Source organism: Nocardia sp. KT25-26 (assembly GCF_056627695.1).
The window spans coordinates 1,524,646-1,540,188 of sequence record NZ_CM152813.1 but is presented as its reverse complement, the minus strand read 5'-3'; the positions used below and the strand labels follow the sequence as shown (position 1 = coordinate 1,540,188).

The following is a 15,543-nucleotide window of genomic DNA, read 5'->3' as shown; positions in this document are numbered from 1 at the left end:
ACCCGCGCTCCGCGGCCGACGGTGCGCCGCGTATCAGGTGGGCGCCCGGAGTGCGGCGCGGCAGCGGTGATCGGCGGCGCGGGTGGTTTCGGGCTGACGGTAGTGCGGGGTGAGGGCCAGGACCTGTTCGCAGGCGGTATCCAGGTCGATCAGGTGACCCACCGAGACGAACAGTGGTTTGACTCCGTCGCGGGTGCGCAGCGCGCGGCCGACCGGCTCGCCGTCGATGGTGACTTCGGTGGCGTCGCCGCGGTGCGGGCCCGGTTCGCGGTGCTCGCCCCAGACCGATTTCGCCACTCCGACGGTCGGTACCCCGGTGAGCAGTCCGATGTGACAGGCCAGCCCGAACCGCCGCGGATGCGCACGTCCCTGCGCGTCGCACACCAGCAGATCCGGTGTCCGGGTGAGGCCCGCGAGCGCGGCCACCGTGGTCGGCAGTTCCCGGAAGGCCAGCAGGCCGGGCACATAGGGGAAATCGGTGCTCCCGTGCACGGTCGCCTCGTCGAGCACCTCGAACGTGTCCGCGTCCAGGACGACGGCGGTCGTGGCCACCCGGCCGTCCTCGGCGTAGGCGGAGTCGACACCGGCGACGGTCCGGAACACCGGCGGGCCGGGGAGCCGTTCGCAGACCGACGGCCGCAGCGCGTCCTGCAGGGCAGTGGCCTCGGCGGCCGTTTCGGGCCACGGCCCGTGGTCGGCGATCCGCACTAGCGTGCCGCCAGTTCGGCCAGTGCCTTACCGGACAGGCGGTAGCCGAGCCAGTCGTGCTGAGCCTCGGCGCCCAGCGATTCGTAGAACTCGATGGACGGCCGGTTCCAGGTGAGCACCGACCAGGCGACCCGGCTGTAGCCCCGTTCGACGGCGACCGCGGCCAGCGCAGCGATCAGCGCCTTACCGGCGCCCCGGCCCCGGGCCTCCGGTCGCACGTACAGATCCTCCAGGTGGATCCCGTGCACACCGTCCCAGGTGGAGAAGTTGCGAAACCAGATCGCGCAGCCGACGATCTCGGCACCGGCGGCAGCGACATGGGCGAAGACCGCCGGCTCCGGGCCGAACAACGCCCGCTCCAGCTGCCCGGCGGTGAGCGTGCACTCGTCCCGGGCCCGCTCGTATTCGGCGAGGTCGTAGACCAGCTCCACCAGGGCGGGGACGTCGGCCGCCGTTGCGGGCCGGGTGGTGATCGCGCTCATCCGGCCACCAGATTGTGGGCGCGGACGGTATGTGCGTCGTGGTCGAAGCCGAGCACGCTCACGGCACCGGTGGACATGGCGAACCGCCGGCCCTCCCGGACCGCGAATTCGGCCCAGCGTGCGATCAGGACCCGGGAGAAGTGGCCGTGCCCGACCAGCACCACATCACGTACCGCCAGGTCGGCCGCGGCACGGGCGAGGACCCGGTCGGCGCGGGCCCCGACCTCGTCGGCGGTTTCGCCGCCGGGACAACTGCCCGTCCACACCGTCCAGCCGGGCACCTGCTCCCGGATCTGGGCGGTGGTGAGGCCCTCGTAGTCGCCGTAATCCCACTCCGCCAGGTCGGCGTCGACCGTCGCGGCCGGCAGGCCCGCCAGCTCCGCGGTGCGCCGTGCTCGTTCCCGCGGGCTGGTCAGCACCAGGGGCTCCCGCAGCCGCAGCCCGGTCAGCACCTCGCGGGCGGCCTTCGCCTGCTCTTCACCGTGTTCGGTCAGGGGGAGGTCGGTGCGCCCGGTGTGCTTGCGCCGCCGCGACCATTCGGTCTCGCCGTGCCGCAGCAGCACCACCCGGGATTCGGAGAGATCGGACATGATCACATCATGACAGCGCGTACACGCGATTGTCGCGTCGCTCCAGCACCGTGCTGCCGAGCACCGCGGTCGAGATCGGACCGCCGTGATAGTCGGCGCGCTGCACCGGAATCCGGCGCTGCGAGGTGCCGGAGCCGGGGTCGACGACCAGCACTCCATCGGCGACCGGGACCAGCAGCTGTTCCGCCATTGCTGCGGGCGTGCCGAGCACGTCCGGAATCAGCCACCGCGGAGCGAGGGTCTTCGGCGCGAGCGCGATCAGGCTGTCGCCGGTGAACAGGTACTGGACGGTGCCGATCCGGGTGACGGCGGCATCGTCGGACAACGGTGCGGTCAGCTCGTGCGTTTCCAGCAGTTCGACGGTGCTGTCGTAAGTGACCAGCCGGGGGCCCGCATCACCCGCGGCCGGCAGGTACACCATGGTCCGCTCGTCGGCGACGGTCAGTACCCGCGCTCCGGGCGCCGCGGCACCGGCCTCGGTGAGCACCCGAGACCCGTCCTCCTCCGGCACTCGGTAGTCCTCCGGCGCCGGATCCTGCACGGTGAGCCGGGCCGCCGGTTCGTCCGGGCAGCGCTCCAGCACCGCCAGCCGGGACGCCGATGAGGTCGCCGAGCGCAGCGTACAGCCACTGCGCGGCTGGGCATCGGAGATCTCCGGTGCGTTCACATACCCGTATTCGATGGTGCGCACCAGGTCCGAACGCCACATCTCCAACCGATCCGAACCCAGCGCCAGCAGATAGGTGCCATCCCCGGTCAGCCGGATCTCCCGGTCCATATAGCTGCTGCGGGCGGTCCGGCGTTCGCCGGTATCGGCGGCCAGCATCACCGTCTGACTGCAGCCGCGCTGATCCCGGTAGGTGGCGATCACCGCGCCGTACTGGGCGGCCAGTCCGCACAACGGCATATCCCGCCGATACCACCAGAGCTGTTCCCCGGTGCGCGGATCCCGGCCGCTGACCGTGCCACCGTCCCCCGTGACCACCACCGGGCCGGCCACCAGCGCCCGGTTGCTCGCCCCGTCGGCAGCGTGCCAGCGTTCCTGCAGGGCCACTGGCACCTCGGTGGCCGGGGTGGCCGTCGGCACCGGCTCCGCCGCCGGCACGGAATCCGTTCCGGTGATGTCGCTGCGCGCCCAGACCAGGATCGCCGCCACCAGGACGGTGACGGCGATCGCCACTGCGGCAATGATGTCGGCGCGGGTCCGCCGCTCCGGTGCGAGCACATCAAGGACTGTATCGGTATCCGATGGTCGTGGCTGCGCCCGTCCTCGAACGGGGTGGCGAAGCGGATTCCGCACGTTCGGATGCCATCGCAGACCTACTCGGGGCGATCGACGACCGGCAGGTCATCCACCCAGGTCAGGCCGAAACCGTTACCGCGAGGGAGGCCGGCGATCGGGATGCCGCCCTGGGGCACCGACAGCTCCGATCGGGTGGACGCGGGTCGGATACGATAGCCGGGAACGATGACGGAGCGGGCCGGTACAGCACGGCCCGGAAGGGGTGATCCCCGGTGGGGGAAATGGTTCAGGCCGACATCGATGCGCTACGAACGCTGGCCGGCACACTGAGCAGCAAGGCCGACGAGATCAATACGGTCATGGACCCGGTACGCGCCGGGTTGGAAGCGGTGGTGATGCCCGGTGCCGGGCTCGACGACCTCATCGGCCGGATCGGCGCGAAGCTGGGCGCCAACATCGGTGAACACGCCACGAATGTGCGCAATATGAGTGTGGGCGCCGCGAATGCTGCGAACACCTACGAAGAGGTCGATCAAGCGTTCAAGGGGCAGCTCGACGGCCTGACCGAGGCCATCGAATGACCGAGCTGCCGACGATCTCGCAGGTACGGTCCTGGCAGCCGGCCCTTGGGGCGTGACCGCCGCGACGCTGGCCGAGCCGGGGAAGCTTGCCCTGATGCCGTTCGAACCCGAAGATGTGCAGCCGCACTCGCCGTTGAAGCTCGACACGATCGATTCCGGGCCCGGGACCGTTCAGCAGGACGGTGTTTTCAGTCCCACCGACTGGGGAACACAGGAACACCGCAAGTACTTCATGCTGCAGACGCTCGCCAACGAAGGAATCATCGATATCAATGAGGTGCCGGAGATGTATCGCGACGGCGACCGGTTCAAGACGTACTCCGATTACCAGAACGATCGACCAGAAGTGCCTGAGAGCATAAAGAACGAAGCAGAACGGGATATCAACGAATTAATCATCAACGCCGGGGTGGACGGGGCGGCCCTGGATAGATATCTGGCTGGTGCTAGCACCGGAGAACCCGAGCTGCAGCCGGTTATCGAAGAGCACGGGAGAGATACTCACAAATATGTTCCCACACCAGAAGCATCGAACTCCCCCGACAACCGATGGCCGGTGATCCTGTGAACAAGAAGCTCCGAACCACCCTGGGTGGAGTCGCCCTGACTACGGCGTTGACCACCGCCTGCACCGGTAGCCCCACCACCGAGACCCCAGCCCTGAGCGGCGCCGCACCAACGCCCAGTACACCGCCCGGGCTGGTTGCACCGCCGGAAGTTCGGAACGCATCCACCGTATGGTCTGCTGAACCCGGGGTCGACCTGTTGTCGCCCGAAGCGGCACTCGCCCGCGCGGCCAGCGAATCCGAATCCATCGGCGGCGCCGCAGGCCCGGAACACACTTACCTCGGATACATGGACGCCCTCCATTTCAGCGACGACCGGCAGTTCATCGACACTTCCAACCGGAAGACGGTCATCGGAACGATCGACAAACGCATCATGAACATCTACCCCATAGAGAACGGATTCGTCGCAAACCTCTGCATCACCTCCGTTCAACTGTACGAAGTAGACGGTGACAAATACATCGATCGGGCACGGGTAGCGCCAGCCGAAGGAATCCGAAGTGATATCCGATTCACACGAGTAGACGTCCACCCCGACGACATGCCGGAGACAACCACCTTCCCCATCTCCCCTGTGGAGTCCCACTGGCCGGTGCCGAACCACAATTTGTTCGTCGGCTGGCAAGTCGACCACTTCACCGACGCTGAGATCGGCACACCCGAATTTCGGGACCCGACACTGCGGTGCTCCCCCTGGGCGACCAGCCTCTACCCCGACGCCCCCACCGAGAACCCGCGAACCGTCACCGAAACGCCCCCACCGATTCGCCCCGCCTACCCCGGCTGGCCCGAAAACGAAACACCGGCGACCGAAACGCCGGCCCCCACCGCCACAACACCGACCCCGACCACTCCCCGCTGATCAGGACCACAGCATGACCGACCCGAACGAGGAACTCGCCGCCAAATTCAGCCGGATCGAACACTCGGTCAACCAGATCCGCGCACATGTGGATGCGCACGGCGTCGTCGTGGAAACCGATGGTTGTGGCCGACTGACCCAGCTCCGGCTCAGTTCGGCGGCGTTCGCACACGGCCCCGACGGTTTGGCCGATCTGCTCATGCGCGCATACCAGCATGTCGCTGAGCAGGCGACCGCTCAGGCGGTCCAGGTGCGCAGCGAACTCTACGACGACCCGAAGGTGAATCGGCTCGCCGCGCTCGCGGACAGCGAACTCGACGGACGGAATCAGGCGGTGAATCAGACCGTTCCAGCGCAGCATGCGGCGGAACCGGGCGCCACCACCACGTCGTCTACGGGATGGACCGGCGGATATCCGCAGTACGAGGCCCCCGACCCGATGCCGACGTACGCTCCGCCGACGGAGCCGGGATATGCCGGACAGGCACCGCCCGAAGGGTCCCCCGAATGGCAGGCGTATCGCATCGCCCAGTCGCGAGCGGCGCGGGAACGGGCCCAGGCTGCGGCCTTTCAGGAACAGGCTCGGCAGTGGGAGGACGAAGACGCCCGTAATCGGCGCATCTGGTAGAGGTCCCTGCGGCGTACGCTGCCGACTGCGCTATTCGCACACAAGCATGCTCGTTCCTGCAGAAACGGGGCCCACGCATGGTGCAACAGCTCGAAAAGCGCCGATCTGGGTCGATCCTGTGCGAATAGCGCAACTCCGCCCGCTGGTACCGGGCAACCGGGCGAATCTCACCCGGAGCACGCGCCTACTGCGACAAGCAACGCGGTCCCCGGCACGAACCGCAGTGCCGAGCACCCTGTCTCAGTCGGTTTCGGGGGTGATGAGTTCGGTGAGTGCCCGGAGCAGGGACCGTTTGCCGAGGGGTTCGATGTGCAGGTCGTTGTAGGTGCGGTAGGTGCGGTAGCGGCCGTCGTCGGTGACGTCGAGCCAGCTGAGGTGGCGGACGGCGTGCGGGCGGGCTTCGTGCAGGCCGTGGCGGGCTTCGATATGACCGGCGCTGGTGTGTGGTGCGGTGAGGATGCGCATCATGCGGGCGGTGGTGCTGGCCGGTGGGCGTTGCCAGGATTCGAAGTAGGCGGTGATGCGGTCGGTGTCCTCGATCAGGTGGGCTTCCCGGCCGGCAGGGACATCGCCAAGGAAGGCGGCGAAAGCGCGGGCGACGGTGGGTGCGGCGACCGCGTGGATGTCGATACCACCCGCGGTGGCGGGATCGGGGTCGGGTCGCTGCCGGATGACCACGCCGCGGTGTCCGGTGGTGGCGGCGTAGGCGCGCACCGGGGTGCCGTGGGTGTGGTAGAGCGCGAACGACGATGCCGGGTCGGCTGCCTTCCGCAGCAGCCGAGTCAGTTGCGGGTCGTGGCCGGGTGGCCATTTACGCAGGGTTTCCTCGGCTATTGCGTCGTATTCGTCCTGCCAGCGCACGGTCGACCGCATGGTGAGCGGGAATGGGCAGCGGTCGGAACCGCCGGTTTCGGCGCGCCAGATGTGGATGAACTGGTCGCTGGTGAAACTCCAGTCCACGTCCTCACCGCCACCTGTGCGACTCGTCCGGCCCAGGTCGCCGACCGGAAGGCGGCCTGCCACCGATCGGTTCGTCGCGGGCGGCATCGGTTGTGGTTGCGGGGATGTCGGCGCCGATGGCCTGCGGTACCTGCGGCTGGTCGGGGCCGGCCAGTTCTTCGTAGACGCGCCGGAGGTAGTCGGGGCTGGTGCGTTCGGATTCGTCGTCGGACCTGCCACCGCGGGCGGCCGGCGGCATCATGCCCGGCATGCCCCGGCCCATGCCGGTGCCGCCGCCCGGGCGGGCCGTGCCCGCGGCGGGGCCGGTACCGGCGGCCAACGGCATCCCCGGGACACTGCGGCCCGCACCCGGTACTCCCGGTGCGCCCGAGCCTGGCGCGCCGAGCCCGGGTGTTCCGGCGCCGGGTGCTCCGGACCCCGGTGCGCCCGGACCGCCCGGGCTGCTCGGGCCGCCGGGTGCACCCGGCAGGCCGGAGCCGGGCACGGCCGGACCGCCGGTGGGCGTCGTAGCGGCCGGGGTGGTGGAGGCGGGCTCGGTATCGTTCTCCGCGGCAGTCGAATCCGACCCGGGACCACCCGTCGGGTCACCGGCTCCCGGTTCACCTGTTCCGGGATCATCGGCTCCCGGGTCGCCTGCGCCGGGTGCACCATCGTCCGGATCGTCGACGCCTGCGGCGGAACCATCGCCCGGCGCACCCGGACCGCCGGAACCGGCTGGGCTGCCACCGTTTCCGAGGCTCGGGTCCTCACCTTCGCCGGGAATCGCGGGAGCCACGAAGGCGGGCACCCCGGAACCGGCCGGGTTGTAGGTCGGCTTGTAGGCCGTGTTCATCGCCTCGACCGCCTGCTGACGCAGCTCCTCCTTCTGCTGCTCGTACATCGATCGGCTGCTCGGGTTGGTGGTATCGAGGGCCACAACCATCGGCGCCGGAATCACGCCGTCGTCACCGGCGCCGGGTGCGGGCGCCACCGGCGGCGGTGGAACGGTTTTCCGGACGACCTCGGAACCGTATGCCGCGGCCTTCACCCGATACCCGGTCACCTTGATCGTTTCGTGGGTGTCACCGGCGTCGGTCAGGAACCGCTTACCCGCAGCCTCACCGGCCGCGGCGAACGCACCGTCCAGATCCGATGCCGCCCGCCCGGTCTGGATCATCAGCCCGGTCACCGCCCCCGAGATCGCCGCCGCCAGATCCACCCAGGAATCACCGAACTGGTGCATCACACCCGGCTGCATCCCCTGATCCACCCCGGCCCAGACCTCCTCGTGACTGATCCCCTCGAACGCTTCCATCCGCTCGATATAGTCCGGATCGGTTCCCCCGTGGCTGATCCACTCCTGATACTGCTCCGAACCCGACTGCGCCTGCCGGCCGCGGGCCATCGCCCGGCCGACCGACGGATCGATATTCGGCAGCAGAGGCAGTTCGCCATCGGCCATCGGATTCCCCCTTGGTCAGTTGTCTTCGCCGATCGAGCGTTCGATGATGGCAGCGGATTCCATGATGTTCCCGCACGGGTCGACGTCTTCGGCCACAGTCATCCCGCGGAGACTTTGCGACACGTAGACAACTCCCACCTCGGTGCGCATATGCACAGTGCACGAGTCCTTGCCGTTGGCGATGCCATCCGGATTCTGCCCCGTCGCGGCCTGGCGGCCGTTCACCGTCGTCGGCTCCAGCCACGAACCACTCTTGCGCTGGTCTTCCTCCCAGGTGATGTTCCCAGAGAGTATGCGCAAGGTCATCTGGTCCGTATTTGCGTGACAGATGAGGAATGTGTACTCCGCTACCAGGTCTTCACCGCGTTTACGGGTGTCGGGCGGGAACCCGGCAGCGAGCAGGTCTTCGTCACTGACCCAGGTACAAGGATCGAACACTACATGCGGCCGTCCCCCTGCCCGGGTGTACTCGTTGTCCTGGTCCGGCGGCTGCACCGCAGGATCGGTCACCGTCGGCCGCGCCGCCTTCGTCGACGACACCGCCGACGACTCGACACTGGACACAACCGACGACTCCGCCGGACCGGATGCATCGGCTGAGCAGCCGACAACAGCAGCGACCAGCAGAACGCTGGACGCAATCCACACTGCTCTCATACTTCCATTCCCTCCTGAGATTTCCGCAGCGCTTCTGCGTTCAACGTGTCCGCTTCCTCGAGCAGTTGCCCCGCCCGCAGATACCCCGCCGCCATCCGCATCGCCGCAGTCTTCAACGACAGCAGCACATCACCCAGTTCGACGGCCTTCCGTGCGAACCCGTTCTGCAACTGCTGCGCCGAATCGAACGGACCGAAACCCCGGATGTCCTCCAAGTCGCGGGCCTTATCGATCCACTCATCACACTGATCAGCGAACCGCTGATACGCCGCAACCACGTCACGAGCCGCGTCCGGCTCCAACCGCAGTTCCCCGGACGTGGCGGCCCGCCACAGATCATCCGCAGCCTGCTGTCCGACAGTCATCGCGCCCCCTTCCCCCGCGCTGATTCGGCGCCCACCGTACCAGAACGGCACGACACGGAACCGGCCCGAAGTTCCCGCCCGGCGCCCCGGCTCGGACGGTGGGGGCAGCTACCGAATCCGTGCGTACCGTGGCAGCAGGCTCCGGCCCAGACCACTCCCCACCGCATGATCGGCGGCCGACAGTCGCCGCATCGGACTCGGCGTCAGGCCGAGCTCGGGAGGCAACGCCGGCGGACGGAGTCAGTGCTACTTTCTGGCCGAAAAGTAGCACCAAATGCGCCCAGTGCTACTGAAGTATCACTGCACCAACTCCGGAGCCGGGAAGAAACCGATCCGGATGTAGTGCTCGAAATAGCGGCTGATCACTCCGGCGTCGACCGGGTCGAAGGCGATCGGGCGGCCACCGGCCAGGGTTTCGTCGGCGGCGCCAGAGTCGTAGCGGCTCGGGTCGGCGACGGCGGCGTAGTTGTGGCTGAGGGCGGCGGCGCGGCCCAGTGCCGGATCGGCGTCGGCGCCCTGTTCGGCGGCCTCGGTCAAGGCCTCGGCGAAATCCAGCAGACCGACGTATTCGAACGAATAGTCGCGGCGGGCGATCTCGTCGGCGATCAGCTGCAGTGGTACGTCCGCACCGGACAGCCGGAAGATCGTCCCGAGCGCACCCTCGGCCCGGGACTGCGTGACGATTCCCGCGGCCACCCGGTTCACCGGCGCCATCGGTACACCGATGGCGCGGATATCCGGCGCCATGCCGAGCACGAGCATCGCGCGCAGCATCGTCCACCAGGCGTCCTCGGTGGGCGCGGCGCCGGTCGCGGTATCGCCGGTGATCAGGCCGGGCCGGTAGACGGCGATCGGGACGCCGCGCTCGATAGCGGTCAGCACCAGTTGTTCGGCCACCCATTTCGTCATGGCGTATCCCGGCAGCCCGGCCGGCACTCCGTTGTCCTGCACGGTTCCGGCGAGCACCGACAGGGTGGACACATAGTGGATCGGGGTCAGGCGCGTGGTGGTGGCGAGCCGGAGCACTTCGACGGTGCCGCCGACATTGGCCGTCCGCATCCGCCCGTAGGGCTCGAGATGGTTGACCTGGGCCCCGTTGTGGTAGATCGCATCCACCTGTCCGGCCAGTTCCGTGAAGCGCTGCGCACCGAGACCGAGCAGCGGCCGGGACAGGTCGCCGGGCACCCCGACGATCCGGTCGGTGTGCCCGGTGAGCTCGACACCGAACCGATCGGCCGAATCCAGGATCCGCGCCAGCGCCTTGTCCGGGTCGGCGGCGCGGACCAGGCAGTGGATGCGGGCGTCGGTCTGTTCGAGCAGCTCGCGCAGCAGGAATCCGCCGAGGAATCCGGTGGCGCCGGTCAGCAGGATCTCGCGGGGCGCACCGGGCGCCGGGCCGGGCAGGCCGTCGGTGGTGACGGCCGGGTCGAGTACCGCATCGGCCGCGGGATCCGGTCCGGCGGCCGCCACCGAGGTTTCGTCGCGCACCGCCGCCGCCAGTTCGGCCACCTGCGGATAGCCGAACAGCAGCCGCAGCGCCACGTCGGTGCCGAGCCGTTCGGTCAGCGCGGCCCGCACCCGGATCGCCGACAGTGAGGTACCGCCGAGCACGAAGAAGTCGTCGTCGCGGCCGACCCGGTCCAGCTCGAGGACCTCGGCGAACACTTCGGCGACCGCGATTTCGTCGGCGGTCTCCGGCGCCCGGTATTCGCGCCGTTCGACCTCCGGCGCGGGCAGGGCCGCCCGGTCCAGTTTGCCGGTGGCGCCGAGCGGGAAATCGTCGAGCACCAGCAGCCGCGCAGGCACCATATACGGCGGCAGCAGCTCCCGGGCGGCGCCGAGCACTTCCTCGGGCACGACAGCGCTGCCCGCCGTCGCCAGTACGTAGCCGACCAGCTGTTCCTGCCGGACCGCGACCGCGGCGCCGGCCACCGCCGGATGTGCCCGCAGTGCGGCCTCCACTTCTCCCGGTTCGATCCGCAGGCCGTGCAGCTTCAGCTGGACGTCGGTGCGGCCGAGATAGGTCAGGTCACCGGTCGGCAATCGGCGGACCAGGTCGCCGGTGCGATACATCCGCTCGCCGGCCGGGCCGTACGGGTCGGCGACGAAGCGGTCCGTCGTGCGGCCGGGCGCCCCCAGGTAGCCGCGGGCCAGCTGCGGGCCGGCCAGGTACAGCTCGCCGGGCGTTCCGTCGGGCACCGGGTGCAGCCGGGCGTCCAGCACGTAGGCCCGGCTGTTCCAATGCGGCCGGCCGATCGGTACCACGGCATCACCGATATCGGTGACATCGGCGCTGGTGATCGAGACCGTTGCCTCGGTCGGCCCGTACATGTTGTGCAACCGGCCGTCGGTGGCCGCGGCGAACCGTTCGACGGTGGCGTTGGGCAGCGGTTCGCCGCCCACCCAGACCGAGCGGATCGAGGCCAGCGCCCCGGTCGGGGCGGCATCCAGGAGCAGTTGCAGCACCGAGGGCACGATGGTGGTGCCGGTGACGCGGTGCCGGGCGATCAGATCCGCCAGGTACCAGGGGTCGGTGAGCCCGTCCGCGGTGGCGACGATCATCCGCGCGCCCACCCGCAGGGGGGTCGCGAAGCCGATCAGCGAGGCGTCGAAGGCGTAGGGGATCGACTGCAGCACGGTGTCGGCGGCGGTTACGTCGTAGTCGGCCGCCAGATAGGCGGTCTGGTTGACGATCGCCGCATGCGGGACGCCGACGCCCTTGGGTTTGCCGGTGGAACCGGAGGTGAAGATGACATACGCCAGGTCGGCGGGACGCAACGGCCGGTGTCGGTCGGTGTCGGTCACCGGCCCGGCCGGGAAGGGCGTCAGGGCACCCGATTCCGCGATCAGATCGAGGAACAGCACCGGCAGGGTGTCCGTCGGGGCGGTGACCGCGTCCCGGGTGCTGGTCAGCAGGCAGACCGGCGCGGCGACCGAGACGATATCGGCGCGGCGTTCGGCCGGCTGGTCCGGATCCAGCGGCACATAGGCGCCACCGGCGGCGAGGACCGCGTACATGCCGACGACGAGGTCGATCGACGGGCGGATCGCCAGCCCGACCGTGGTGCCGGGGCCGACACCGGTGGCGATCAGCAGCCGGGCCAGCCGGTTCACCCGGTCGGCCAGCTCACCGTAGGTGACGGTGTCCTCGACACAGGTCACGGCCGGAGCTCCAGGACGGAGGGTGACCTGGTGGTTGAAGGCATCCGGCAGCGTCCGTTCCGGCACCGGCACGGTATCGCCGGCGACGCCGGGTCGACGCTGTTCCGCCGCGGTGAGCACCGGCAGATCTCCGACCGCGCGATGCGGGTCGGCGGCCACCGCGGTCAGCACCGCGACCAGGCGCTCGCCCAGCGCTTGCATGGTGGTCTCGTCGAAGAGGCCGGTCGCATAACGCCAGGAACAGTGCAGCCCGTCGGCATCCGGCGCCGGGACCACGGTCAGCTGCAGATCCACCGGGGCGACCTCGTCACCCGAATCGACCGGGGTCACGGTCAGACCGGGCAACCGGAACGGTTCGCCACCGAAGTTCTGGAAGGACAGCGCCACCTGATACAGCGGATGGTGCGCCGGATTGCGCGGCGGGTCCAGTTCGGCGACCAACCGTTCGAACGGCACGTCGGCGTTCGCGAACGCGGCCATATCGGTGTCGCGGACCTGTTCGAGCAGGCCGCGGAACGACTGCCCGGCGTCGACCCGGGCGCGCAGCACCAGGGTGTTGACGAACATGCCGACCAGATCGTCGAGTTCGGGCTCACCGCGACCGGCCACCGCCGCGCCCACCGACACGTCGGCCGTACCGGCGAGACGGGCCAGCAGCACGCTCAATGCCGCGCGCACCACCATGAACAACGAGGCACCGTGGGCGCGGCCCAGCTCCTCGAGCGCCCGGTGCAACTCGGCGCCGGCCGTGAAATGCCATGCGGCACCGGCGTGTTCGGCCACCTGAGGCCGGGGCCGGTCGGTCGGGAGTTCGAGCAGCGCGGGCGCACCGGCGAGCTGCTCCCGCCAGTACCCGAGCTGGATGGCCAGCAGCGAGTCCGGATCGTCTGCCGCGCCCAGCACTTCACGCTGCCACAGGGTGTAGTCGGCATACTGCACCGGCAGCGGTGCCCACTGCGGTGCCGCACCCGCCGTGCGGGCGGCGTAGGCGGTCATCAGATCGCGGGTCAGCGGCGCCAGGGAGAACCCGTCGGCGGCGATATGGTGCACGACCACGGCGAGCACATGGTCGTCTGCACCGAGCCGCAGTAACCGGGCCCGCAGCGGGACCTCGGTAGTGAGGTCGAAACCGGCCCCGGCAAGAGACCGCAGTTCCGCAGTCAGCCGATCGTCGGGCCCGCTCACATCGATCTCGGCCAGTCGCGGCCAGGCGGCCGGGTCGGCGAGCACTTCCTGGTAGCCCTCGCCCTCGTGCTCCGGATAGATCGTGCGCAGCACCTCGTGGCGACCCAGCACATCGGTCAGGGCCGCGGCCAGGGTTGCGGTGTCGAGGGATCCGGTCAGCCGCAGCGCGATCGGGATGTTGTAGGCGTTCGAGGCCGGATCCAGGCGAGCCAGGAACCACATCCGCTGCTGGGCCGTCGACAGCGGCACCCGCGCACCCCGTTCCCGGGCGGTCAGCGGGATCCGGCCGGTGCCGGTGGCGGTGAGCGCGTCGACCGCGGCGGCCAGCTCGGCCACCGTGCTGTTGTCGAACACGGTGCGGGCCGGTACCCGGGTGTCGGCGAGGGCGCCGAGGTGACCGGCCACCCGGGTGGCGAGCAGCGAATTACCGCCGAGATCGAAGAAGTCGTCGTCGCGCCCGACCCGCTCGGTGCCGAGCAGGTCGGCGAACACCGCGGCCACCGCCCGTTCGGTGGCGGTCCGCGGGGCGGTGAACTCCCGCGCGGCGATCTCCGGTTCCGGCAACGCGGCGCGGTCGAGCTTGCCGACCGGCGTCAGCGGCAGCTCGTCGATCACCACGATCGCAGTGGGTACCGCATGCCGCGGCAGCCGCGCGGCGGCACGCTCGGTCAGGGCCGCCGGGTCGGGTCGGGCCGGGCCGGCCGGGACTACGTAGGCCACCAGGGCGGCTTCGCCACTGGGCAGCGTGCGCAGCTGGGTGACGGCGTAACCGACCGACTCGTCGGCGGACAGCACCGCGTCCACCTCACCGAGTTCGATCCGGAAACCGCGCAGCTTGACCTGGGTGTCGGTGCGGCCGAGGAACACCAGTTCCGGTGTCCCGGCGGCATTGCGGTCCCATTGCACGAGGTCGCCGGTGCGATAGACACGGCCGCCGCCGGTCGGGTCGGCGACGAACCGGGCGGCGGTCAGGCCCGGGCGGTCGTGATACCCGCGGGCCAGTCCCGGACCGGCCAGGTACAGCTCACCGGGTACCCGGTCCGGGACCGGGCGCAGCCGGTGATCGAGGACCAGTGCCGTCATCCCGGGAATCGGCTCACCGATGGTGATGAGGTCACCGACCTGAAGCGGCGCACCGATGGTGGTGACGATGGTGGTTTCGGTGGGCCCGTACACATTGAAGAACGAGCGGGTCCCGGACCACCGCTGCAGCAGTTCCGGCGGGCACGCTTCGCCACCGACCGCCAGGAAGCGCAGATCCGGCAGCCCGGCCGGGTCGATCCCGGCCAGCGCCGCCGGGGTGATGAACACATGCGTCACCCGTTCGGTACGCAGCAGTTCGGCCAGTTCCGCGCCGCCGTAGCAGTCGGGCGGGGCGATCACCATGGTGGCGCCGGGCCCGATCGCGAACAGCAGTTCCATGATGCTGGCGTCGAAACTGGGCGAAGCGAAGTGCAGGGTGCGCGCCGCGGCGGTGATCGAATACCGCCGTACCTGCTCCGCGCACAGTCCGGCCAGCCCGGTGTGGGTGACGGCCACGCCCTTCGGTACCCCCGTGGAGCCGGAGGTGTAGATGATGTAGGCGAGGTCCGCCGGGTGCAGCCGCCGGGTCCGGTCGGCACCGCTGATCGGTTCGTCCGAGGTCGCCGCCAGCTCTGCCGCGCATTCCGCGGAGTCGAGGACCAGCCAGTCCGGCCCGGTGCCGAGCCGTTGCGCCACCGCATCGTGGGCGATCCCGAAGCGCGCCCCGGAGTCGGCGAGCATATGGGCGACCCGCTCGGCCGGATAGCGTGGATCCACCGGAACGAACGCGGCACCGGTCTTGGCCACCGCCCACAGCGCGATCATCGCCTCGGCGGACCGCGGCAGGGCCAGCGCGACCCGGTCACCCGGGCCGATCCCCCGGCCGATCAGCAGCCGGGCCAGCCGGGAGGACTGCCGGTCGACGTCGGCGTAGGTGAAGGATTCGCCTTCGAACCGGAGCGCGACACCCGCCGGCTCGCGCTCCACCGCATCGGCGAGCAAGCGCGGTAAGGTGGGCGACGAGACCCGCCGGGCACGTGGTTTCGGACGTCGGCGTCGGCTCGTATGGTCCTCTGGCACCGTAGGT

The 15,543-nt window shown here is 69.6% G+C and carries 13 protein-coding genes; 4 read left to right on the top strand and 9 right to left on the bottom strand.

All coding sequences use genetic code 11. The annotated features are described in order from the left end of the window. Nucleotides 1-33: 33 nt before the first annotated feature. Genes AC1HFH_RS06985 through AC1HFH_RS06970 form a run of 4 tightly spaced genes read right to left on the bottom strand, consistent with a single transcriptional unit; the run spans nt 34 to nt 3,005 of the window. On the bottom strand, nt 34-708 hold the full coding sequence (locus AC1HFH_RS06985) for an endonuclease V (protein WP_480246612.1): 675 nt from the start codon (nt 706-708) through the stop codon (nt 34-36). Further along, nucleotides 708-1,190 carry an N-acetyltransferase family protein gene (locus AC1HFH_RS06980; RefSeq protein ID WP_480246611.1) on the bottom strand — a complete coding sequence of 161 codons (483 nt, stop codon included), beginning with the start codon at nt 1,188-1,190 and terminating at the stop codon, nt 708-710. The genes AC1HFH_RS06985 and AC1HFH_RS06980 overlap by 1 nt, the downstream gene beginning before the upstream one ends. Beyond that, entirely contained in the window at nt 1,187-1,780 is a 594-nt protein-coding gene (locus tag AC1HFH_RS06975; protein WP_480246610.1) for an acid phosphatase, read from the bottom strand. The genes AC1HFH_RS06980 and AC1HFH_RS06975 overlap by 4 nt, the downstream gene beginning before the upstream one ends. A gap of 7 nt (nt 1,781-1,787) precedes the next feature. Next, a complete protein-coding gene (locus AC1HFH_RS06970; RefSeq protein ID WP_480246609.1) occupies nt 1,788-3,005 on the bottom strand; it encodes an Rv3212 family protein in 1,218 nt (405 codons plus the stop codon). A gap of 290 nt (nt 3,006-3,295) precedes the next feature. On the opposite strand from AC1HFH_RS06970, the gene AC1HFH_RS06965 reads away from it, so the two are divergent. Genes AC1HFH_RS06965 through AC1HFH_RS06950 form a run of 4 tightly spaced genes read left to right on the top strand, consistent with a single transcriptional unit; the run spans nt 3,296 to nt 5,663 of the window. After that, on the top strand, nt 3,296-3,604 hold the full coding sequence (locus AC1HFH_RS06965; RefSeq protein WP_480246608.1) for a hypothetical protein: 309 nt from the start codon (nt 3,296-3,298) through the stop codon (nt 3,602-3,604). A 52-nt stretch (nt 3,605-3,656) separates the two neighbouring features. After that, nucleotides 3,657-4,172, top strand: coding sequence for a hypothetical protein (locus tag AC1HFH_RS06960; protein ID WP_480246607.1), 516 nt, complete (start codon nt 3,657-3,659; stop codon nt 4,170-4,172). After that, nucleotides 4,169-5,035: a hypothetical protein gene (locus AC1HFH_RS06955; RefSeq protein ID WP_480246606.1), complete on the top strand. Its 867-nt coding sequence runs from the start codon at nt 4,169-4,171 to the stop codon at nt 5,033-5,035. The genes AC1HFH_RS06960 and AC1HFH_RS06955 overlap by 4 nt, the downstream gene beginning before the upstream one ends. 13 nt (nt 5,036-5,048) lie before the next feature. Then, the gene (locus tag AC1HFH_RS06950) at nt 5,049-5,663 is read left to right on the top strand and encodes a hypothetical protein (RefSeq protein WP_480246605.1); all 615 of its coding nucleotides are present in this window, start codon (nt 5,049-5,051) and stop codon (nt 5,661-5,663) included. 240 nt (nt 5,664-5,903) lie between these two features. Here the strand turns inward: AC1HFH_RS06950 and AC1HFH_RS06945 are convergent, their stop codons facing one another. The 5 genes from AC1HFH_RS06945 to AC1HFH_RS06925 form a co-directional block, all read right to left on the bottom strand. After that, entirely contained in the window at nt 5,904-6,623 is a 720-nt protein-coding gene (locus AC1HFH_RS06945) for an ESX secretion-associated protein EspG (RefSeq protein ID WP_480246604.1), read from the bottom strand. Nucleotides 6,624-6,627: 4 nt separating this feature from the next. Beyond that, entirely contained in the window at nt 6,628-8,064 is a 1,437-nt protein-coding gene (locus AC1HFH_RS06940; protein WP_480246603.1) for a hypothetical protein, read from the bottom strand. Between the two features lie 15 nt (nt 8,065-8,079). Then, entirely contained in the window at nt 8,080-8,721 is a 642-nt protein-coding gene (locus AC1HFH_RS06935; protein WP_480246602.1) for a DUF3558 domain-containing protein, read from the bottom strand. Then, the gene (locus tag AC1HFH_RS06930) at nt 8,718-9,086 is read right to left on the bottom strand and encodes a hypothetical protein (protein WP_480246601.1); all 369 of its coding nucleotides are present in this window, start codon (nt 9,084-9,086) and stop codon (nt 8,718-8,720) included. The genes AC1HFH_RS06935 and AC1HFH_RS06930 overlap by 4 nt, the downstream gene beginning before the upstream one ends. Nucleotides 9,087-9,383: 297 nt before the next feature. Then, entirely contained in the window at nt 9,384-15,458 is a 6,075-nt protein-coding gene (locus tag AC1HFH_RS06925) for a non-ribosomal peptide synthetase (RefSeq protein ID WP_480246600.1), read from the bottom strand. Nucleotides 15,459-15,543 lie beyond the last annotated feature (85 nt).

Bases quoted from the DNA above. Each gene is read 5' to 3' on its own strand.
- AC1HFH_RS06950 (WP_480246605.1), top strand. From the start codon at position 5,049: ATGACCGACCCGAACGAGGAACTCGCCGCCAAATTCAGCCGGATCGAA.
- AC1HFH_RS06930 (WP_480246601.1), bottom strand. From the start codon at position 9,086: ATGACTGTCGGACAGCAGGCTGCGGATGATCTGTGGCGGGCCGCCACG.
- AC1HFH_RS06980 (WP_480246611.1), bottom strand. From the start codon at position 1,190: ATGAGCGCGATCACCACCCGGCCCGCAACGGCGGCCGACGTCCCCGCC.
- AC1HFH_RS06935 (WP_480246602.1), bottom strand. From the start codon at position 8,721: ATGAGAGCAGTGTGGATTGCGTCCAGCGTTCTGCTGGTCGCTGCTGTT.
- AC1HFH_RS06940 (WP_480246603.1), bottom strand. From the start codon at position 8,064: ATGGCCGATGGCGAACTGCCTCTGCTGCCGAATATCGATCCGTCGGTC.
- AC1HFH_RS06975 (WP_480246610.1), bottom strand. From the start codon at position 1,780: ATGTCCGATCTCTCCGAATCCCGGGTGGTGCTGCTGCGGCACGGCGAG.